Source organism: Bacillus cereus group sp. BfR-BA-01453, assembly GCF_022662915.1.
In the GTDB taxonomy this organism is placed as follows: Bacteria; Bacillota; Bacilli; order Bacillales; family Bacillaceae_G; genus Bacillus_A; species Bacillus_A paranthracis.
Map to the genome: position 1 here is coordinate 219,400 of NZ_JAKUEN010000003.1, position 19,859 is coordinate 239,258.

Consider the following 19,859-nt stretch of genomic DNA (forward strand, 5'->3'; position numbering starts at 1 on the left):
ATCGATGTAATTAAATATAAAATTGCTGAAGGAGGTGTAAAATGTATAAGTATTTACGTATTTTTAATGATATAGAAAACATGATTCAACATGGAGAGATAAAAGAAGGACAGAAATTACCATCAATACGGTCACTCGTAGCGCAATATGAATGCAATAAGGCAACAGTTATACGTGCGCTTCATGAATTAGAAAAGCGTCACATTATATATTCTGTCCCTCAAAGTGGATACTACGTTGTTAAGAAATCTGGGAGTACTATAGAAAATAAAGAGATAATTGATTTCGCTTCTTCAGCACCAGATCCTGATGTTTTCCCGTATTTAGATTTTCAGCATTGTATGAATAAGGCAATCGATACTTATAAAAATGATTTGTTCGTATACGGAACACCGAAAGGGTTACCATCTTTAATTCCAGTCATTCAAAAACAGTTGGCAAATTATCAAGTGTTCACGAAAGAAGACAATATTTTTATAACGTCAGGTGTGCAGCAGGCACTTGCAATATTAACTTCTATACCATTTTCAAATGAAAATGAAACAATATTAGTTGAACAGCCAACGTATCATTTATATATAGAATATCTAGAAATAAATAAAGTTCCTGTAATCGGTATTAAACGTACGAATGAAGGTATTGATTTAAATGAATTGGAGCGTATTTTTCGAACTGGTAAAATAAAATTCTTTTATACAATACCGAGATATCATCATCCACTTGGAACCTCTTATTCTAAAGATGAGAAAGAAAAAATTGTACTATTGGCTAAGAAATACAATGTATTTATAGTAGAAGATGATTATTTAGCAGATCTAGAAACAGATTCAAAAGCCGATCCGTTATATAGCTTGGATCATAGTAATCATGTCATATATTTGAAAAGTTATTCTAAAATTATTTTTCCGGGTTTACGAGTTGGTGTAGCAGTTATTCCACCGATTATTTCGAGTGCTTTCCATACATATAAAAAAATTTTAGATATAGATAGCCCAATGATATCCCAAGCTGCTTTAGAAATTTATATAAAGAGTGGCATGTTCGAACGCCATAAAAATAAAATTAAATCTTCCTATAATAATAGATCAAAAAAACTAGCAGAAGCATTAGAAAGAATGCAGAGTGAAAACCCGCTTTTATTCACATATAAAAAGCAAAATACAATTGGAATCCATACTTGTTTAGAAGTACATAAAACAAGTATTTCGGAAATGTTGATACAAAGACTAAGTGAAATGCAAATCAGTGTTGATACGATTGATAAAAATTATTTGAAAGGTTTTCCGAAACAAAGACTATTAAAGTTGAACGTATCGAATGTAAAGGAAGATAGGATTGAGGAAGGAATTCGTAAAGTAATGGAGGAAATCAATCAAGTGGAACGTCTAAATTTTCAATTTAAAAAAGAATAAAGTGAATAAGGAGGTTTGTTGTGAGGCGTAAAATAATTCTCTTGTTTGTGTGTACCGTTGTAATAATTTGAGCTATAGTTGTGACTAATTATTATAAAAAAGAAATGCATTGCCGTTGGTAAGTATTCAAGAGGTATTATCATAGGTCAAAATAACGAACCTATATTTAATGTGAAAATTTATGAAGGTTCTATTAAAGGTAAGGAACGCAGTATTTCAAATGCAGTAGGTGAATTTGAAATACTAGATGGAGTTTGTGGTGAGATTGTATTACAATTCGTTACTCCAGATGGAGAAACCTATACGAAGAAATATGATAGGAAGCATATACCAAAAGTTTAAAGCTTAATTAGAAACATAAAGGTGAATAAGATGAAACCATTACGGAGAAAAGTAGCAGTTGTGGCCGGAGCAATTATATATATAACTGGATAATTATATATTTTTTAAGAGCACTCTTAGCAAAGGGTGCTCTTTTTCATCATAAATATTTACTTAGCATCTTTTTAAAGTGATTTTTATCATAATTTACATATTGTGTAGCTGTATTTCGTATGGGATCTCCCGCGTAAAATCTTTCGTATAATTCGTGTCTTGATCCTAATGGGCTTCCAATAATATCCCAGGCTAACTTAAATAATTTTGTGCGTTGTTCGGCATCTATATTTGTTCCTTTAAAGTGCTTTTTTAATAAATCAGCTATTGGACTCTGGAAATCAATCGAGCTTGAAGGAAGTTGAATGAAGCCACCTGCTCCAATTAATTGTAAAATTTCTATTGCACGGGGATAGTATTTAGAACCAAGATTCCTTGCAGTCTCGATATATTTAAAGTTTGGTAAATAAGTTTTTGTTTCATTTGTAGTACCTTCAACTTCTGCAGCAATTAAAAGTGCGCGAATTGTTTCGATTTGCATAATTAATTCTCCGAGTTTTTCTTGAACATGCAAATAAGTGTGAGCTCCAATTGCTTCAGCAATTTCAAAAGCAATCGCAGTTATAAATTCTAGCTTTATTAGTAATCGTACTATAGCTTGATGATAAGCTAAACTACTAGAGGCTGTATCTGATTTTATAGCCCATATTGCTTCTGGATTATTATAAAGTAAAACACGTTCCCAAGGGACAAATACATTATCAAAGATCAATAGTGCATCCATTTCATCGTACTGTGAGCTAATGGGGGAATCAACTGTGCTTGAAGTTGTATTCGCATACGGTTCTCTACAAACCATATGTAATCCTGGAGAATTGGCTGCCACGATAAGAAAGTGAGCTAAATCTTTTTGAGCGTCAGTCAGTTTTGTTAATGGGTAGATTAATAAATCATTTGAATAAGGAGAAGCAGTTCCTATCATTTTCGCACCACTTAAATAAATTCCATCAGAAGTTTCCTTTGTAACTCTTAGCAACCCTAAGTCATTTGCATTTAACATTGATTCTGTTGAGCGATTTATTTGTGGATCACGTTGGACTACACTTAAAAACAAGTGATTATCCCTAGCTTTTTCGTAATAAGATGCGATTTTATTTGGAAACTGTGCATCGAACTTTTTATAAAAATCTCTTGATACGTACCAGCCAGTAAGTCTTGATCTTGCGTAATCAGATAGTCTACTCATTACACCGTCTGTAGCATAACTCCATGTTTCAAATGCAGTTCTTCTCATTAATAATTCATTATAGGAATTGGGAACTAAAAATGATTTATGAACAAAGTCTTTCGTTTTTGGGCTCACATATCCAATAGAATCTCTCTGTTTGGGATCATCAAATAACGAAAATAAATTAGAAATGGTACATAGTGTCCCCGCAAAATTGTTGTCTGTAGTTACATCTACTTTTTTTCCATAGAGCCAAACATTTCGACCATCTTGTAAGCTCTTTATATAGTGATCCTTTAAATTTTGCATATTTCCTCCTTTTAAAGACTACTCATATATTTGTACATCTTTTAATGGTGGTGAATATACGTGGAATGTTATTGCTGTTGAATCTGTACCATTATACATTTTATGCACAGTATCTTTTTTTACGGTGAAAATATTTCCCTCTGTAAACTCTTCAATCCGTTCGCTATTTTTTTCGTACGTAATATTTTGTAGCGTACCATTGACTATTAATATACATCCTATAGATATTCCATGATCATGAATAAGAGTCTTTGCTTTGCTAGGGAAATTTAATACTAAAATCTCCACAAATTCAGACTTATAGATAACATTTCTTCCGTATTCAAGGTTAAGTGGTGAAGTAATAAAAGGAGATATTTTATGAAGTGTAATATTTAATGATTGAATAGCGGATATTAGATTTGCCGTATCGTAGTCAAATAAGTTATGAAACGCTTTTTTTATGTTATGAATCAATTGCATGTAAAACTTCCTCCTAAGCATGTACATTAAAAGAAAAAGTATATAGAGCGTAGTGAATTACATAATATTGTATTGAAACATTTAAAAAAAGTGACTTCTTTTACTTAGGAAAATCATTTGATTTGAAAATTATGGTAATTAATTCCGTTAACATGATATGCTTGAACTATATACTTTTTTATTGGAAAGGTGATGAAATGAATGGCAGTTCTTTTAGTGGAAAATCTATATCAAATGTCTATTGTTTTACTAATCTTATGTTCATTTTGTTTTTATAGATATTTAAAGAAAATAAAAAGGGAAAGAAAACTTACAGGTTTTGAAATTACGATGTATATCGTGACGCAACTTGCGTATTTCATTTGGGCGGCAACAACTTTTTTGAAAATGTTATCAGAATAGTAATCGTAATGTATGGTTAATTGTTTTATTAAATGCTGGGCAGAAATGTACAATAAATAAAGGCAAAGGACAAGGATAGGCTTATCTATTAGGTAAATAAATATAGTCGTTATCTAAATCGATTACAATATCACTTATAACGTCTTTACAAAAAGAGCGGGGAATACGTTCATAATTATGTCAAACACAAAACAGATCGATAAATGACCAGGTACAACGAGTTGTGTAAACAAAGAAGAGGTTTTGCTTTTCCAATATGTACAAATAGTATATATAGTATATTATCTTTCTTAATGTACATATTAAGTAAAATGTTTCATATCATGTACATAAAAGGCGGGGTAATATGGATGAAAAAAAGAAAAATGAAGAATTGATTAAATTTAAGAAACAATGGTTTAATGAAGATAATCAACCAGTAGCTGGAATAGAGTTAGCTTTACCGCCTGATATAGGCAGCATGTTAGACTTGAAATCAGTTGATGATAAAAGTGAAGAAAGTAATAATGAATAAGTTTAATCTTTGTATCCATTTGGGTGCTTTTTATTTTTTGGACAATGTAGTATTAAATCTTTATTGAAAAAAGGTAAATCAAAATAGATTGTTTGATTTTTACAAAAAAATTTAATTGAAATTCATTTAGAATGCTATATGAAATGGGAATGCTAATAATATTCACAATTAAAGGATTGGGCCATAATGAATATTATTTTGGAAAGCATTATATTAATTTTCACTGGAATGATAGCATTAAAAATGACTGGTAGTACATCTGTTAGCCAAATGACAAGAGCTGAAATTATTATAGTAGTATCGATTGGACGTATTATTGTAGAGCCTGTATTAAGTAGGAAAGTAGTCCCATCTATATTTGCGGCTGTAATATTTGCAAGCATACTTCTTATCATTCATTTCTTTGAATTGAAATCAAGGAAGGTGGAACGATTCCTAAATGGCAGTAGTTTTGTAATTGTTGAAAATGGAGAGATTATTAAAGCGAACTTGATGAAGGCAAAAATGTCTGAACAACAACTATATATGCAACTAAGAGAAAAAGGGATTCATGATTTAAAAAGTTTACAGCAAGTTACAGCTGAACCAAATGGGCGGATTGGTTACCAATTAATAGAGAAAGCTCAGCCAATCACTTTAGAAGTGTTAGAAAAAGTAATAGATCAGTACAATATAAAAAGATAATTTATCTTAAGAAAAATCAATACTACAACGGAAGTATTGGTTTTTCTATTTTTTTACACACTAATATAGGGGAAATAATAAGCCAATCTTAAAATTAGATATAGGCTTATTATTATGCTATATTCAATGAACCTATAGTGAATGTGGTGAAAAATTAATTTGGCATAGGTAACCGCAGCACTAAAATTTATAAGTTTTTAATGTGATACTAAAAATAGGATTAGAACAAGGAGATAGAATCATAATGGAATTTTGGGAATCAAGTTTTATTGAGAAACAAACGATGTGGGGTTTTGAACCTACAGAATCTACAATTTTGACAAAAGATTTTTTTCTAGAAAAGAATGTTAAGGATATATTAATTCCGGGTATTGGATATGGCAGAAACGCAAAGGTGTTTATCGATAATGATATAAATGTAACAGGGATTGAAATTTCAAAAAGAGCTATTGATTTAGCGAAACAAAACGGATTAGAAGATATTAGTATATATCACGGCTCGGTAAACGAAATGCCTTTTGATAATAAATCTTATGATGGGATATTTAGTCATGCTCTTCTTCATTTGTTGAATGAACAGGAAAGAGAGAAATTTATTAAAGATTGTTATAATCAGTTAAAACCTGGTGGATATATGGTTTTTACAACTGTTTCTAAAAAGGCTCCAATGTATGGCAAAGGAAAACAGTTGGATAAAGATTATTATGAGATAATGGAAGGTGTAAAAATGTTCTTCTATGATTCTGAATCTATAAAACAAGGTTTTGAAAAATATGGATTAGTACAAGTTTCGGAAATTGATGAACCAAATAAAAACATGGCAAATAAACCTGCAATTAATTTCTTAATGATAAAATGTAGAAAAGACCTGTGAAAAATTAGTATATATTAATTGTATATTCTGCATAAATAATAAAGGCAAACATACTAGGAATTATAAATGAACTAGAAGTCTGAATAAAGATAAATCTAGAGAAACAAGATTAGATAGCGCTTAAAATACGGGGAAATACAGTGATAAAATTAGAAACAAAATGTGTTTAAATATTTTTTGTGGAGTTTTAATGTCAGAAAAAGAAGAAGAGGAGAAAATATGATTTTAGGGATTTCATATTTTGATATTTTTTGTATTATAAGTATTGTCTTGTTTTTTTTCGCTTTCTGGAGATTGAATGCTTGGTATAATAAGAAACATAATGTCCCTAAAGTTTTTCAATGGTTTCCTAGAAGGTGGGGGAAAAGAAAAGTTTCAGAGCATTTATCTCAACTAAATAAAAAGTTAAAAGCTGAAGGGAAAGGGATTTGGGTTACAATCTATGCTATAGATTTGTATATCGTAACTATTCCTTGTACAGTAAAAAAATATAAATCTTAATACATATATGTTTATAGAAGCGACTGTTTCTTTTAAAAGATACGATCGCTTCTATAAATTTGTCAATGTAATGCAATTAAGTGATGTATCGTTATCTCAAAGTATCGCTTTAAATACTTTTAATGAGTTTTATCCCCTCAACAAAGAAAAGTACTAAGTGTACAGTGTTCATTACAAACCATAACATGAGCTTTGAGTTCTTCACAGTTTTCAACTGATTTGATTTTGTATTAGACAATTCTATCTTTAAAGACATTAATATAATAGTATTAGACATAAAACCTAACAATATAAATCCGAATAAAGGTAAGTTTGTAATAGCGCCTATTACCATAATTCCTATGTATATTATAGTTAGCTTCTTAATATACTGTGTATCTTCTTTTAATTTATCTATATTTTTGGTTTTGAACCAGTTTCTTACTATTCTTACAAAAACAATAATTTGAAATACTAGGACAATTATACTTACAAAGAGAAGGAACAAAGTTCTTGAATTATTTTCCATTAAACCATTCATTTCATATGTACCCCTTTTATTTATGTTTATAGTATGAAAATGTAATTTTCATAGAACCTTCATGTGATTAGTAACGGTACTAGTTCTCTATTTTCATGTTACTCTATCCTTGTTAATTATGGAAAAGGACAAATCTAAGCATTTAACTGTTAGAATGGTATACCCTTTATATATTTTAGGTTAATTTTGATTGTTTGCATATAATTTTATATTTTAAAAATAGTTTTGGCTTATCTTTTTTAGGCTATTTGCAATGAGTTGAATAACCTTTATTCTAAAACAGTAATTAATAAAATTATTTAGTGTTAATATAAATTCTTAGATATTGATTGTGCACAAATAAAAAGGACAAGCATATAATATAAATACCTTTTAACTTTAAGTAACCTTAACTTTCGTTAATAGGGTATCTCAAAATCCCCAAAAGAGCACTTGCGGAAACAAGTGCTCTTTTATTTTTTGTTTATTTAAGATGAATAAATTTCTTTAAACCCGTATGGGATTTTAAGCCATTATTTTATATAAAGTGGTAAAATAAATAGGGGAAATGTTTAAGGGGGCGGGAGATTTGAAACTAAAAGAGCTGGCGAATTTGTTATTGATTAAAGAAACTATTGGCAATATGGATGTAGAAATTACAGGGTTAGAAATGGATTCTAGAAAGATAACTGATGGAGATCTATTTATATGTGTATCAGGTATCGATGGTTTTCTTGAAGATCGACATCAATTTGTTGAAGATGCAGTGAAGAATGGTGCTGTAGCGTTAATTGTAGAAAGGGATGTAAATATTGAGATACCTAAAATAATTGTTAAAGATGCTAGGTATGCTATGGCAGTTATTGCGTCACACTTCTATGGTTATCCATCTAATAAAATGAAGCTAATTGGAATTACAGGTACAAATGGAAAAACAACTACTTCCTATTTACTTGAAAAAATTTTAAGTGATTATGGATATCATACGGGGCTCATGGGGAATAACGGAGTGAAAGTTGATTCAAAATGATTTGAATTATAAAGTAGAAGTAAATCGTGAACTTGCAATAAATCACGCAATAAACATGGCATCTTCTAATGATATTGTTTTGATTGCAGGGAAAGGGCATGAAACGTATCAAATTTTAAAAGATTCAACTATTCATTTTGATGATAAAGAAAAAGCTCGACAAGCAATTATTAATAAATGAATGAATTCAATTACTAGCTGAATAGTATTTCTAATAAAAATAATGTTTTAGATGAAGTAATAACGAAGCAATTTTTTGAAGAATTTATAATTGAAAGGTAAGGGTGTTTCTCTGAATATATGAGGGAAAAACCTTACCTTTTATAGTTTTATTTCTGAACAACAAACGTAATAGCATTTGTTTTTAATTGAATATGCCTTTCATCGCGAACAATATTATAAACTAATTCTTTTATTTCAACTTTAATTTCTTTCCATTCCTTATAAATAGTTTTTAATAGATGTATCATATCTTCAGTAGGAAAGTTAATTTCAATTAAAGCATCTAATTCTTCATTTGTATGTAAGTCAATTTCTTGTATGTTCGAATTAATAATTAAACAATTCATACCGTCGCTTTTTGTACCTTCTTTCATAGAATGGAGCACGTTTTTTAAATCTTCTTCTGATTGAACATGCTCTAAACTGGATACTGCAACGATATAATCATAAGTATTAGGTTGGATATAGTAGTTTTCGATTGCTGCTTGTTCTATTTTCATATTATTAATTACACCATATTCTTTACTATAAGTTTGTAATTTTGTTAAAGCAGAATCAAGTAAATCCACACATGTAACAGTACCACTCGCATTTTGAATCTTTTGGGCAATGGGAATACTATTTCTTCCAACGCCAGAGCCGAGATCAAGTACTTGCAAGTTGTTGTTTCCTTCAAAATAATCCATCAAATCCATAACTGTTTTAACCGGCTTATACAGCCAAGAACCAGTTTCAAATAGTTTATATTGTTCATAGCAAAGGTCATGATATTTCTTTTCTTCTTGTCTAATGTAATCGATACGATTCATAGTGTTTCAGCTCCAATATTATTATTGCAAAATGAATGGGTAGGACAACCTTTTACATTTGTTTGAATTCGAAAAATACCACCAGCATGTGGATATTGCTTTAATTCGTCATCCGTCATTCTTGTTCTGGCTGTTGTAACATATAGGTCGGTTAAATTAGGCCCTCCAAATGTACAAGATGTTACATATAGCGCTGGAATCGGGATAATTAATATTTGTTCACCAGTTGAAGGGTTCCATCTAGTAATTTTTGAACCTCCCCAATGCGCAATCCATAAACAACCTTCTTCATCAATTGTCATACCATCAGGTAAACCTTCATTCTCAGAGAAAAGGATTACATCGCTTGGATTGCAAATTTCTCCAGTACTTATATCATAATGAAAACGAACTACTTTTTTAGTAGGTGTATCGATATAGTAAAGGTATGTATGGTCAGGTGACCAAGCAATTCCATTTGATGTATTTACATGTGAAACTTTTTTCTCTACGCTCCAATTATTATTTAAACAATACAAGGAGCCAGCAGCATTAATACCGTATGTATCTGTAGTACCTGCCCAAAAACGTCCTGCCGGATCACATTTTCCATCATTAAAACGATTTTTAAATAAATGTGGTTCAGGGTCAAAAATATGTGTCAGTTTTTCTGTTTTGATATTAATAGAATAAAAGCCATTTTCCATAGCTAGGAGTAGTACGTCATCTAAATATGGAACAACACAGCCAATTTGTTGATCGAGAGCAATTACTCGGTTTGTATTAGCGGTAGGACTAAATATGCATAATTGTTTCTCCACAATATCAACCCAGTATAAAAGTTGCTTTTTTTCATCCCAACATGGTCCTTCGGCTAAAATTGCTTTCGCATCTACAACTAATTCTATATTACTGTCCAAGATGTTCACCTCGCTTTATAAGATATTTATATAATTCGATAAGAATGAAGATAAACCTTTTAGTCAGAGGATATTAAGATTTGTACTATAGAAATTTGCTTTTCTTAAGTGATTAAAAAAATGTATATACCTGGAGAGGAAAATGCATATGATGTTTTATGAAATTGTTTGTTTTTCTTGTAAAAATATATTTCGTGTTTATGAAGGCAGTGAAAAATATAAGCGATTTAAAGAGAAACCAAAAGGGGTATATTGTTGTGATGAGTGTAGTCATAAAATTCAATTAGAGGCGATAAAGAATTTTTTTAGATAAGTATACGTTTTTGATTCGGAAAAGTTTGACAATAAAACTTTTTTAAATTATCATATGAAAAAACTAATATGTAAAATGGCATGGAAGAGAAGAGTAGTTAAGAAAGAATACGTACAGAGAGCTCTGGTAGCTGAGAAAGAGCAGTATACATCTTAATGAAAAAAGACTTGGAGCTGCGCAAGGAACTAATTTATTTAGGGATGGTGCGACGGGATCTCCCGTTATAGAGATAGGGTATAAGCATATTTTGCCGTACCTGAAGAGGTTAATATGGCGACATATTAACAAACTGAGGTGGTACCACGAAGCTAATAACTCTCGTCCTCAAGATGAATAATCTTGGGGGTGGGAGTTTTTTTAGTGCAAAAAAATGAAAATGTGAGAACAAAAATATAATTGAGGTGAGTAGTATATGCATTGGGCGTATGAAGTAGCACACGAATTAATTAGAAAACATCCAAACAAAGAAACTTTTGTTTGCGCATCTGGAATTAGTCCATCTGGTTCTGTTCATATTGGGAACTTTCGTGAAATCGTAACGACTTATTTTGTTGTAAGGGCGCTTCAAGATTTAGGGAAAAAGACTCGTTTTATATTTTCATGGGATGATTACGACAGATTTAGAAAAGTCCCTAAAAATGTTGATTCATCTTTTGTAAAGTATATCGGAATGCCATACTGTGATATACCAGATCCGTATGGATGTCATAATTCATATGCCGAGCATTTTGAAAAAGAGTTTGAGGAATCGCTTCAAGTATTTGGGATTGAAGTGGAATTCATATATCAACATGCTGAATATAGAAGTGGAAGATATAACAAAAACATATTGGAGGCTTTATATAAAAGAAAAGAAATATATGATATTTTAATGAGTTTTAAAACGGGAGAGTGTAGTGAAGAAGAGCGAGAGGGCTTTTATCCGGTTACATTATATTGTGAGAAATGCGGGAAAGATGCGACAACGATTACACATTTTGATGAAGTATTAAAAACAGTTCGGTATGAATGTGAATGCGGAAATCAAACTGAATTATCGGTATTAAATACAAATGAAATGAAACTGAATTGGAAAATCGATTGGCCGATGAGATGGATGATAGAGGATGTTGTTTTTGAGCCGGGCGGAAGAGATCATTCATCAGAAACGGGTAGTTATAATGTATCAAAAGAAATTGCGAGAAAAATATTCAATCGTGAAGCGCCTCATTACATTGCTTACGATTTTATTGGAATTAAAGGGCATCATGAAAAAATGTCTAGTTCCTCAGGGAATAGTATTACACCTAGCGAGTTGCTAAAAGTGTATTTGCCCGAAGTGATTCTATTTATGTTTGCAAAATATAGACCAGACGCAGCGTTTCATATCGGTCTTGATGAAGATGTGATTCGCAATTATACAGAGTATGAACGATTGAAAGATAGTTATGAAAATAAAACGCTCAAAAATGAAGATTTATTTGATGCAATTAAACTTTCTAGAGTTGATAGCGGATTTAAAGAATATCCGAAATTTAATCAAGTAGCAGGAACGTTGCCGTTATTAAATTTTGACTCATTTATTTTACAGGAGATATTAGAGAAAATAGATAGGAGCTATGCGTTAGATGAAATGAGAGCGATAAGTAATCGTGCAGAGCATTGGATAAGAAACTTTCAACCTGAAAAATTAATGGCGGTAAATCAGGAGAAAAATACAGAGTTTTATAACACATTAGAGGAAAGGCAAAAAAAATGGCTAGTAGAAGTTTGTAAAATACTGCGTTCAAATAAAGATTATTCAAACATAATGGAGCAATTTTATTCGATTTGTCATCATGAAAATAAAAAAATAATGAAAGAAAATCAAAAACAATTATTCACTATTATATATAAACTCATTATGAATCAATCAAATGGTCCTCGTATACCATTATTAATACATGTGGTAGGTATAGAAAAAACCATTGCATTATTAGAGTGCTAAAACAAAGTTAAAAGTAACGCAAATACCCACAGTTCTAAGTACTTGCGTTGCAAATTTTACTACCGTGAATACAATTTCGGACATTCGTCGCCACTAGGTTCATAAAAACAATGACTTTTAAACTGTCCTACAAACGGCTGGTTATACCATTGGGGCGGACAAGCTCCAACTGGACGGAAATACCAAAGAGCCCATCTTGCTGGCCAGCGCCACTCACCTTGTAAAACTTTTCGTGCGATTTCTTTTTCTGATTCACGAGCACGTTGATAAAAATATCCGTATTGTACAGCTTCAAATCCACCTGGGCTTTGATACACTGCATCACGTACGGTACGGAGTTGTTTAAAGTCTAAACAATCACAAAATACACGATTTACTACTACGCAGCCAACAAGTTGTTCACCTTGTCGACCTTCGCCTTCAGCTTCAGCACGCATTAAACGAGCTAGTAAATCAACATCGCTTTCGTTATATGGAATAAGGGGCATAGTGATACCACCTTTCTTTACCTGTTATAGTAAAGAGTGTATGTATGAAAATAAGCTAGGTGCTTTTCTATATGTAAATTTATTAATTTTTAACAGGAGCTTTTACGAAGAAAGCTAATTAGTAATTGTAGGTCAATATAAAAGGGGAGAGATAAAATGTTTCGAATTCAGAAAGAACATATCATTTACGCAATGTCACCCGAAAATAAACCATGTATGGAAGTGGAAATTGGGAGTCGCCTTATATTTGAAACATATGATTGCTTTGAAAATCAAATTGATTCTGAAGATGTTGTGTCCCAAGAATTAGATTGGAACCGGATTAATCCAGCGACTGGTCCGGTATATATTAATGGTGCAGAACCTGGTGACATATTAGTTGTAACGATTGAAAAGATAAAAATTGAAGAGCAAGGTGTTTTAACTACAGGTACGAATCTTGGTGTAATGGGTGAAGAGCTACATGAAAATACAGTGAAAATTGTCCCAATACATAATAAACATGTATTGTTTTCGAATGAACTACAAATCCCAATTAATCCAATGATCGGTGTAATTGGTACTGCACCGAAAGAAGAGAGTATTTCATGTGGCACACCGCATGATCACGGCGGGAATATGGACTGTAAAGAGATAAAAGAAGGGACAACATTATTATTACCTGTAAATGTTCCTGGTGCTTTATTAGCATTAGGTGATTTACACGCAGCGATGGGTGACGGTGAAATTGGTATTAGTGGAGTAGAGGTTGCTGGTGAGGTGACGGTAACAGTTCAGATTATAAAAGGAAAGAAATGACCATTGCCAATGGCTATTCAAAAAGAAAAAGTAATGACGATTGCTTCAGAGAAATTGCTAGATGATGCAGCGAATCGAGCTGTACGTAATATGGTGACATTTTTACATGAAGAATTAGAAATGTCTAAAGCTGATGCCACGCTTTTATTATCAGCAGCCGGCGATTTAAAAGTTTGTCAAGTTGTGGACCCGCTTAAAACGGCACGAATGGAACTAAGTATGGACTATGTGGAGAAGCTAGGTTTTAATTTGAGTAAATTTCATATTAAGTAAGAATAATAGAAGAAGGGTGCTTTTGTATAAAAGTATCCTTTTTAAATTTACGGATTAAATAAAAAAAGGTATTATTTATATAATTGCATATAAGATTGTGGATCGAAAAAGGAGTAAACACATGGTTAAAATTATGATTGTAGAAGACGATATGAAAATTGCAGAACTATTATCAACACATGTTGCGAAATATGGGTATGAAGGAATTATTGTATCGGATTTTCATAATGTATTAAATATTTTTTTAGCAGAACAACCAGAGTTAGTTTTATTAGATATTAATTTACCGAGTTTTGATGGGTACTATTGGTGTCGTCAAATTCGCGGAGTTTCTACATGTCCGATATTATTTATTTCAGCTCGTGAAGGTACGATGGATCAAGTCATGGCGCTAGAAAACGGCGGCGATGATTTCATTTCAAAGCCATTCCATTACGAAGTTGTAATGGCTAAAATTCGAAGTCATTTAAGGCGTGCTTACGGAGATTATGCACCGAAAGTAGAAGAACGGATGGTTGAGCAACAGGGTCTTTGTTTATATCCTGAAAGGCTTGTATTGAAGCTTAAGAATCAAGAAATTGATGTAACGAGAAATGAAGCTATTTTATTAGAAATGTTAATGAAAAATTATCCGCGTGTTGTGAGTAGAGAAGTGTTATTAAATAAATTATGGGATAGCGAATCCTATGTTGATGATAATACATTAAGTGTAAATACGACACGTGTTCGAAAAAAGTTAAAAACGTTACATATTGAGGATGCGATTGAAACGATTCGTAGTGTTGGATATAGATTGCATATTACTTGGGATACTGGTATGGAAAAATGATAAAGCTGTTTATACGTGATCATATACCACTTATTTGCTTTACAGCAATCCAACTACTAGCCATATTCCTCGTATATTGGTTTGATGGGCATAAGCATATCGCGACGGCATTGTATGCAATGTTTTTAGGTGCCTTTTTTATGGTAGGCTATTTAGTATTTCGTTACTTTACTCATCGTACTTTCTATGAACGATTAGCAAACCCGATGCAATCTTTAGATGAATCGGTTCAAAAATCTGATTTTGCAGCTATATCTGCTGCTCTTCAAGACTTGCTTGAGGTACAATATCGCCATTATCAAAATCAACTCCACATACAAGAGAGAAAAAATAATGATCATTTAACTTTTATGAATCAGTGGATTCATCAAATGAAAACACCTTTATCTGTAATAGAATTAATTACACAGGATGAAGTGGATCCACGTTTTGAAAGTATAAATGAGGAAACAGATAGGCTGAAAAAGGGGCTAGAGATGGCACTGTATGTCGCACGTTTAGAAGCATTTACACAAGATTTTTATGTGGAAAGAGTACAATTACATAAAATAGTGAATGATTCTGTGCATGAACATAAACGCTTCTTTATCCGGAATTTTGTATATCCAGAGCTTAAAATTGATAAGGACATTACAGTAGAAAGTGATGCGAAATGGTTACAATTTTTAATTGGACAAATACTATCAAATGCGATTAAATATTCATCTGGTAGTCGAGAGAAGATTAAAGTGAAAGCTTGTAAGGAAGGTAATAATGTTATACTTGAAATTGCTGATAACGGTGTAGGCATACCGAAGCAAGATTTGCCAAGAGTGTTTAAACCTTTCTTTACAGGAGAAAATGGTAGAGATTTTAAAGAATCAACTGGAATGGGGCTATATCTCGTATATGAAATTACGAAGCAATTAGGACATAATGTAGAAATCCATTCAGAAGTTGGTAAAGGTACTGTTGTACGTATTAAATTTTTTAATGTGTAAAAATAAGTAATCTAGGCTAAAGAACTTTGGAGTTAAGTTTTTTAGCCTTTTTGTATAGCGGTTATATGAAATGGTAAAACGTCATATTAGTATGTATAATGACACACTAATAAATACGATTGTTAAATTTGAAGGATTTAATAAAAAGCTGATAAATATTTTTGTAAGAAAAAAGCCACCCCCTTTGAAAGAGATAGCTTCATGGATCTATCCTATGTATAAGTGTAATGTTCGAATACGTGATATGTTTTGTGGACTATAATACAATTAGTCTTTTGTTTTTTCATGATACAGTATTGTAATTAAGTAAACAAACTTAATAATTTATACCCAATTAATCCTAAAATAGTGATAGGAATCATCATTAAGAAAGAAGACACACGATAAGCATTAGAGCGTTCTAATACAAGAATCAAGATAATTCCGACTATTACTTCCGTATATCCAACAGGTAACATGTGACTGTAATCTTCAAAGTTTAATAGAATGTGAAGTCCGTCCGTTACAAAAACTCCACTTAAAAGTGCGCTTCCGAATTTATGAAGTGGATTTGTAGTATCTTTCCATAGAAAACCTGCAATTCCAAAGATCGTTCCTCCTATACATGCACATACAATCCATACAGATATAAAATAAATAGAGTGAGCTACATTTTTAATAACTATTGCATAACCATAATAGCCTAATACCATACCGAGTAGTGCAAGGATACCAGAAAGCATAGCTGTACGCTTAGAATAACTAAGGCTAGCCACGAAAAAGGATGGAACTAACCAAACGCTTCCTAAGTTAGCTAATGAATGCCAATTTCCTGGAAGTATACCTTGCCCCAATTTCGTTAGTATACCAACAAGTATCCCTACTATAATCGGGAGGATAAAAATCCTTACAAACATATTTAACTTTGTGATTTCTAATGTCCTGTCCATAAATTCAATCCTTACATTAATATTTTCTGCAACTATATAATAGCTTATTAAAGAGGAGTAATCAATAATAATTTATTGAAAAACAATAAGTTATTATTGGATAACGAATAACATTTTATTTTTATATAATAGAGTGTTTAGAAGTTTTTTATAGGGGGAATCTAAAGGACGTATTACAATCAATGTAATTTGTGCTTGTTCAATATGAAGTTGAAAAATGATAAATAAGCCTAAAAGAAAGCAATCTTTTTAACAGCACAAATAATTGCATTTACTCATACAGTACTAGTATGGTACAATATGGTTATTAACGACGGAAAGGAATGATGGGTGGACGATGATTAACTAATCTTATTTTTAAATGTTGAAATTCAATACATTTCAATTTCTAAAAAATAGGATTAGTCTGCCCAATTTCCATACAACGGTATTGCTATTTATGTTGCGCAATAGCTTATTTGGGTATAAATATTTTAACGACTAATCCTGCCAAATTTATTTGGGAGGATTTTTTTATTCTCCCTTAATGAAAGGGATCGGTATTTATGAAAGAAATTTTAAAATTAAATGATGTTTATGTTGAAATAAAAGAAAATATGTTGTTAGAGAAAATGAATGTGACAGTAAAACAAGGGGATGTTATCGGATTAATTGGTAAAAACGGTGCTGGTAAATCAACGTTACTTCAATTAATAAATGGGAAGATTGAACCTTCAAAAGGTACTGTTGAATGGCTGCAAATGAATATGACAACAGCATATGTTGAACAAGAAAAAGAATCTTTCGTTAGTAAGCATATAATTGCAAAAGAAGCAGAACTGCTTGCGAAATGGGGCGTGCCAACGAATGACTTTCATACTTTAAGTGGTGGTGAAAAGCTGAAAGTACGATTAGCAAAAGGATTTGCTGAAAATCCTAATGTCTTAATATTAGACGAACCGACAAATCATTTAGATGAGATGAGTACAGAATTTCTCATTAAGCAAATTAAAAATATGAAAGGTACAGTTATCGTCGTATCACATGATCGATATTTTTTAGATGTTGTCGCGACTAGAATATGGTCAATTGAGGATAAGAAATTAATTGACCATAGCGGTAATTATACAAGTTATATGAAAGCACGTGAGCACAAAAGAATGACGCAGCAGCGTGAATATGAAAAACAACAAAAGAAGATAGAACAAGTAGAAACTCATATAAAAGAATTAAGCTCATGGTCACAAAAGGCACATGCGCAGTCCACAAAACAAGAAGGTGTGAAAGAGTTTTATCGTGTAAAGGCGAAGCGAATGGATGCGCAAGTAAAATCGAAACGAAAACGTCTTGAAAAAGAGCTTGAGAAAACGAAAGTTGAACGTGTGAAAGAAGATTATTCGGTTGAATTTTCTATTCAAGCGAATAAAAAAGTAGGGAAACGTTTTTTAGAAGTAAAACAATTACGGAAAGAATTTAATAATCGGATATTATTTGAAAACGTTAATTTTACAATTCAGCACGGTGAGAAGATTGCGATTGTTGGCCCAAACGGTAGCGGGAAAACAACATTACTAAAGATGATTATGGGAGCGGAAACTGCTGAAGGAGAAGTATGGATTTCACCATCAGTAAACATCGGTTATTTAACACAAGAAGTATTTGATTTACCACTTGATAAAACACCAGAAGATTTATTTTATAAAGAGACATTTGAAGAAAGAGGAAAAGTCCAAAATTTAATGAAACATTTAGGGTTTGAATCTTCCCAATGGAAAGAGCCGATTCGATATATGAGTATGGGTGAACGAGTGAAATGTAAGCTAATGTCTTATATTTTAGATGAAAAAGATGTACTTATTTTAGATGAACCGACGAATCACCTGGATCTTCCTTCACGTGAACAGCTTGAAAATACTTTAGCTGAGTATAATGGAACGCTTGTTATCGTTTCTCACGATCGATATTTTCTGGAGAAAACAACTAATACAAAGCTTGTGTTTGTAAACAATACGATACAAAAGCAGCTAGAAGAACCTACGAAAACAAGAGATGAAATTGAAGAGCTACGTTTAACACTAGAAACAGAGAGGCAAGAAGTATTAGGTAAATTAAGCTTTTTAACTTCTAAAGACAAAGAATATAAAGCACTGGATGAACGGTTTATGGAACTTACGAAGCAGATTAAGGAGCTTTAATGTAAGTAAGGGGGATTAACATGGAAGAAGATAGATTCACTAAATTATTTAAAATAGATTGTAGAGATATATACCTACAAGAGTTTACGGTCAAAGATGCAGAGAGTATTTATAAAATAGCAAATCAAACGGAAATAGAAAAATTTTTACCAGACTGGAAATCAACAAAAGAACAAAGGATTAATTGGGTTGTAAATTATGAAATACCAGAAAATAAAGCGTTTCTTCATGCAGTGAGAACTACGGCTAACATAGATGATCACATATTAAAACTAGGAATATTTAAGAAAACCACAAATGAATTTATTGGATGGTGCTGCACAGGTATGAAAGATGAACTCCCTGCACCGAACAGAGAAATTATGTATGCAGTTTCAAGTGAATATCATAATAATGGTTATGCAACGAAAGCAACGAAAGGACTGATTAACTATTTGTTTGAAAAAACGAATGTAGATCTCCTTAACGCAATTGCTTTAATTAACAATATAGCATCAAATAAAGTTATTGAAAAATGTAGATTTACTTATTTGGGTCAACAGACGATAGAAAATCAAATTTATAACCATTATGTATTGAGTAAATCCGAATGGATAAAAAATAGTGCTCTGTAAAAGGAATTGAAACGAAATTATAAAAAAGCTTAGAGTTAAAACTCTAAGCTTTTTTACATTCATTTTATAGCTGTTAATATATGAAAGCTACAATTGAGATGACTTATCGATGGAATTGCTTTTCGCCAAAACAGTGGCATCAAGCTGTAAATGTGATAATCATAAAAAAATCATTTACGAAAAGGGGATTGGAATGTTTTGTCGAATGCATAAAACTATAGAAATACCAATTTTTTACTTTAATTATCCTGCAAGTGAATTTTTTAAGCACAAGT

Annotated in this window: 20 protein-coding genes, 3 pseudogenes and 1 other annotated feature; of the genes and pseudogenes, 16 read left to right on the top strand and 7 right to left on the bottom strand. The window is 31.7% G+C overall.

Features of this window, described 5'->3' with window-relative positions; translation table 11 throughout:
• Nucleotides 1–41 precede the first annotated feature (41 nt).
• Nucleotides 42–1,412, top strand: a complete 1,371-nt coding sequence (locus MR070_RS08475; RefSeq protein ID WP_242261057.1) for an aminotransferase-like domain-containing protein — start codon at nt 42–44, stop codon at nt 1,410–1,412.
• A gap of 74 nt (nt 1,413–1,486) precedes the next feature.
• Nucleotides 1,487–1,754, top strand: a pseudogene (locus MR070_RS08480) (carboxypeptidase regulatory-like domain-containing protein).
• Nucleotides 1,755–1,893: 139 nt separating this feature from the next.
• Here MR070_RS08480 and MR070_RS08485 read toward each other — a convergent pair.
• Nucleotides 1,894–3,324: a 4-hydroxyphenylacetate 3-hydroxylase family protein gene (locus MR070_RS08485; protein ID WP_001180372.1), complete on the bottom strand. Its 1,431-nt coding sequence runs from the start codon at nt 3,322–3,324 to the stop codon at nt 1,894–1,896.
• Nucleotides 3,325–3,342: 18 nt separating this feature from the next.
• Nucleotides 3,343–3,786, bottom strand: coding sequence for a cysteine dioxygenase (locus tag MR070_RS08490; protein ID WP_001176001.1), 444 nt, complete (start codon nt 3,784–3,786; stop codon nt 3,343–3,345).
• 201 nt (nt 3,787–3,987) lie between these two features.
• Here MR070_RS08490 and MR070_RS08495 point away from each other — a divergent pair, with 201 nt between their 5' ends.
• The 5 genes from MR070_RS08495 to MR070_RS08515 all read left to right on the top strand — a co-directional run bounded on the left by MR070_RS08495 (nt 3,988) and on the right by MR070_RS08515 (nt 6,761).
• Nucleotides 3,988–4,188 carry a hypothetical protein gene (locus MR070_RS08495; protein ID WP_000279697.1) on the top strand — a complete coding sequence of 67 codons (201 nt, stop codon included), beginning with the start codon at nt 3,988–3,990 and terminating at the stop codon, nt 4,186–4,188.
• 346 nt (nt 4,189–4,534) lie between these two features.
• Nucleotides 4,535–4,702, top strand: coding sequence for a hypothetical protein (locus tag MR070_RS08500; RefSeq protein WP_242261058.1), 168 nt, complete (start codon nt 4,535–4,537; stop codon nt 4,700–4,702).
• 186 nt (nt 4,703–4,888) lie between these two features.
• A complete protein-coding gene (locus tag MR070_RS08505; RefSeq protein WP_242261059.1) occupies nt 4,889–5,386 on the top strand; it encodes a DUF421 domain-containing protein in 498 nt (165 codons plus the stop codon).
• A 244-nt stretch (nt 5,387–5,630) separates the two neighbouring features.
• Nucleotides 5,631–6,260: a class I SAM-dependent methyltransferase gene (locus tag MR070_RS08510; RefSeq protein WP_000397625.1), complete on the top strand. Its 630-nt coding sequence runs from the start codon at nt 5,631–5,633 to the stop codon at nt 6,258–6,260.
• 219 nt (nt 6,261–6,479) lie between these two features.
• Nucleotides 6,480–6,761, top strand: coding sequence for a hypothetical protein (locus MR070_RS08515; RefSeq protein ID WP_000600372.1), 282 nt, complete (start codon nt 6,480–6,482; stop codon nt 6,759–6,761).
• Between the two features lie 109 nt (nt 6,762–6,870).
• Here MR070_RS08515 and MR070_RS08520 read toward each other — a convergent pair whose 3' ends face one another.
• Nucleotides 6,871–7,281, bottom strand: a complete 411-nt coding sequence (locus tag MR070_RS08520) for a hypothetical protein (protein WP_076870727.1) — start codon at nt 7,279–7,281, stop codon at nt 6,871–6,873.
• A 568-nt stretch (nt 7,282–7,849) separates the two neighbouring features.
• Between MR070_RS08520 and MR070_RS08525 the strand changes: the two are divergent.
• Nucleotides 7,850–8,287 (top strand): annotated as a pseudogene (locus MR070_RS08525) (Mur ligase domain-containing protein); the annotation flags it as partial.
• Entirely contained in the window at nt 8,277–8,471 is a 195-nt protein-coding gene (locus tag MR070_RS27200) for a hypothetical protein (RefSeq protein ID WP_242261060.1), read from the top strand. The pseudogene MR070_RS08525 and the gene MR070_RS27200, both read left to right, overlap by 11 nt.
• Before the next feature lie 148 nt (nt 8,472–8,619).
• On the opposite strand, the gene MR070_RS08535 is transcribed toward MR070_RS27200, so the two are convergent.
• A complete protein-coding gene (locus MR070_RS08535; protein WP_242261061.1) occupies nt 8,620–9,321 on the bottom strand; it encodes a class I SAM-dependent methyltransferase in 702 nt (233 codons plus the stop codon).
• Nucleotides 9,318–10,220 (bottom strand): SMP-30/gluconolactonase/LRE family protein, encoded by a 903-nt coding sequence (locus MR070_RS08540; RefSeq protein ID WP_242261062.1) that lies wholly within the window; start codon nt 10,218–10,220, stop codon nt 9,318–9,320. Before MR070_RS08540 ends, MR070_RS08535 begins: the two co-directional genes overlap by 4 nt.
• A gap of 142 nt (nt 10,221–10,362) precedes the next feature.
• Between MR070_RS08540 and MR070_RS08545 the strand changes: the two genes are divergently transcribed.
• Together MR070_RS08545 and lysS are read left to right on the top strand one after the other, a co-directional pair.
• Complete coding sequence (locus MR070_RS08545) at nt 10,363–10,533, top strand: DUF2197 domain-containing protein (protein ID WP_000551046.1); 171 nt, start codon at nt 10,363–10,365, stop codon at nt 10,531–10,533.
• Between the two features lie 72 nt (nt 10,534–10,605).
• Nucleotides 10,606–10,862: a binding site (T-box leader), on the top strand.
• 83 nt (nt 10,863–10,945) lie between these two features.
• Nucleotides 10,946–12,499 carry a lysine--tRNA ligase gene (lysS, locus tag MR070_RS08550; protein WP_044792393.1) on the top strand — a complete coding sequence of 518 codons (1,554 nt, stop codon included), beginning with the start codon at nt 10,946–10,948 and terminating at the stop codon, nt 12,497–12,499.
• A gap of 59 nt (nt 12,500–12,558) precedes the next feature.
• Here lysS and MR070_RS08555 read toward each other — a convergent pair whose 3' ends face one another.
• Nucleotides 12,559–12,987, bottom strand: a complete 429-nt coding sequence (locus MR070_RS08555) for a cell wall hydrolase (RefSeq protein WP_001128420.1) — start codon at nt 12,985–12,987, stop codon at nt 12,559–12,561.
• 156 nt (nt 12,988–13,143) lie between these two features.
• On the opposite strand from MR070_RS08555, the pseudogene MR070_RS08560 reads away from it, so the two are divergent.
• From MR070_RS08560 to MR070_RS08570, 3 genes and pseudogenes are all read left to right on the top strand, one after another.
• A pseudogene (locus MR070_RS08560) lies at nt 13,144–14,058 on the top strand (acetamidase/formamidase family protein).
• A gap of 121 nt (nt 14,059–14,179) precedes the next feature.
• A complete protein-coding gene (locus tag MR070_RS08565; RefSeq protein ID WP_138321953.1) occupies nt 14,180–14,887 on the top strand; it encodes a response regulator transcription factor in 708 nt (235 codons plus the stop codon).
• Nucleotides 14,884–15,867 (top strand): sensor histidine kinase, encoded by a 984-nt coding sequence (locus tag MR070_RS08570; RefSeq protein WP_014481678.1) that lies wholly within the window; start codon nt 14,884–14,886, stop codon nt 15,865–15,867. Before MR070_RS08565 ends, MR070_RS08570 begins: the two co-directional genes overlap by 4 nt.
• A gap of 302 nt (nt 15,868–16,169) precedes the next feature.
• Here the strand turns inward: MR070_RS08570 and MR070_RS08575 are convergent, their stop codons facing one another.
• Nucleotides 16,170–16,796 (bottom strand): DUF6518 family protein, encoded by a 627-nt coding sequence (locus MR070_RS08575; RefSeq protein WP_000376251.1) that lies wholly within the window; start codon nt 16,794–16,796, stop codon nt 16,170–16,172.
• A gap of 545 nt (nt 16,797–17,341) precedes the next feature.
• On the opposite strand from MR070_RS08575, the gene abc-f reads away from it, so the two are divergent.
• Complete coding sequence (abc-f, locus tag MR070_RS08580) at nt 17,342–18,970, top strand: ribosomal protection-like ABC-F family protein (RefSeq protein ID WP_242261063.1); 1,629 nt, start codon at nt 17,342–17,344, stop codon at nt 18,968–18,970.
• Nucleotides 18,971–18,990: 20 nt separating this feature from the next.
• Nucleotides 18,991–19,584, top strand: coding sequence for a GNAT family N-acetyltransferase (locus MR070_RS08585; RefSeq protein WP_098314029.1), 594 nt, complete (start codon nt 18,991–18,993; stop codon nt 19,582–19,584).
• Nucleotides 19,585–19,859: the final 275 nt, after the last annotated feature.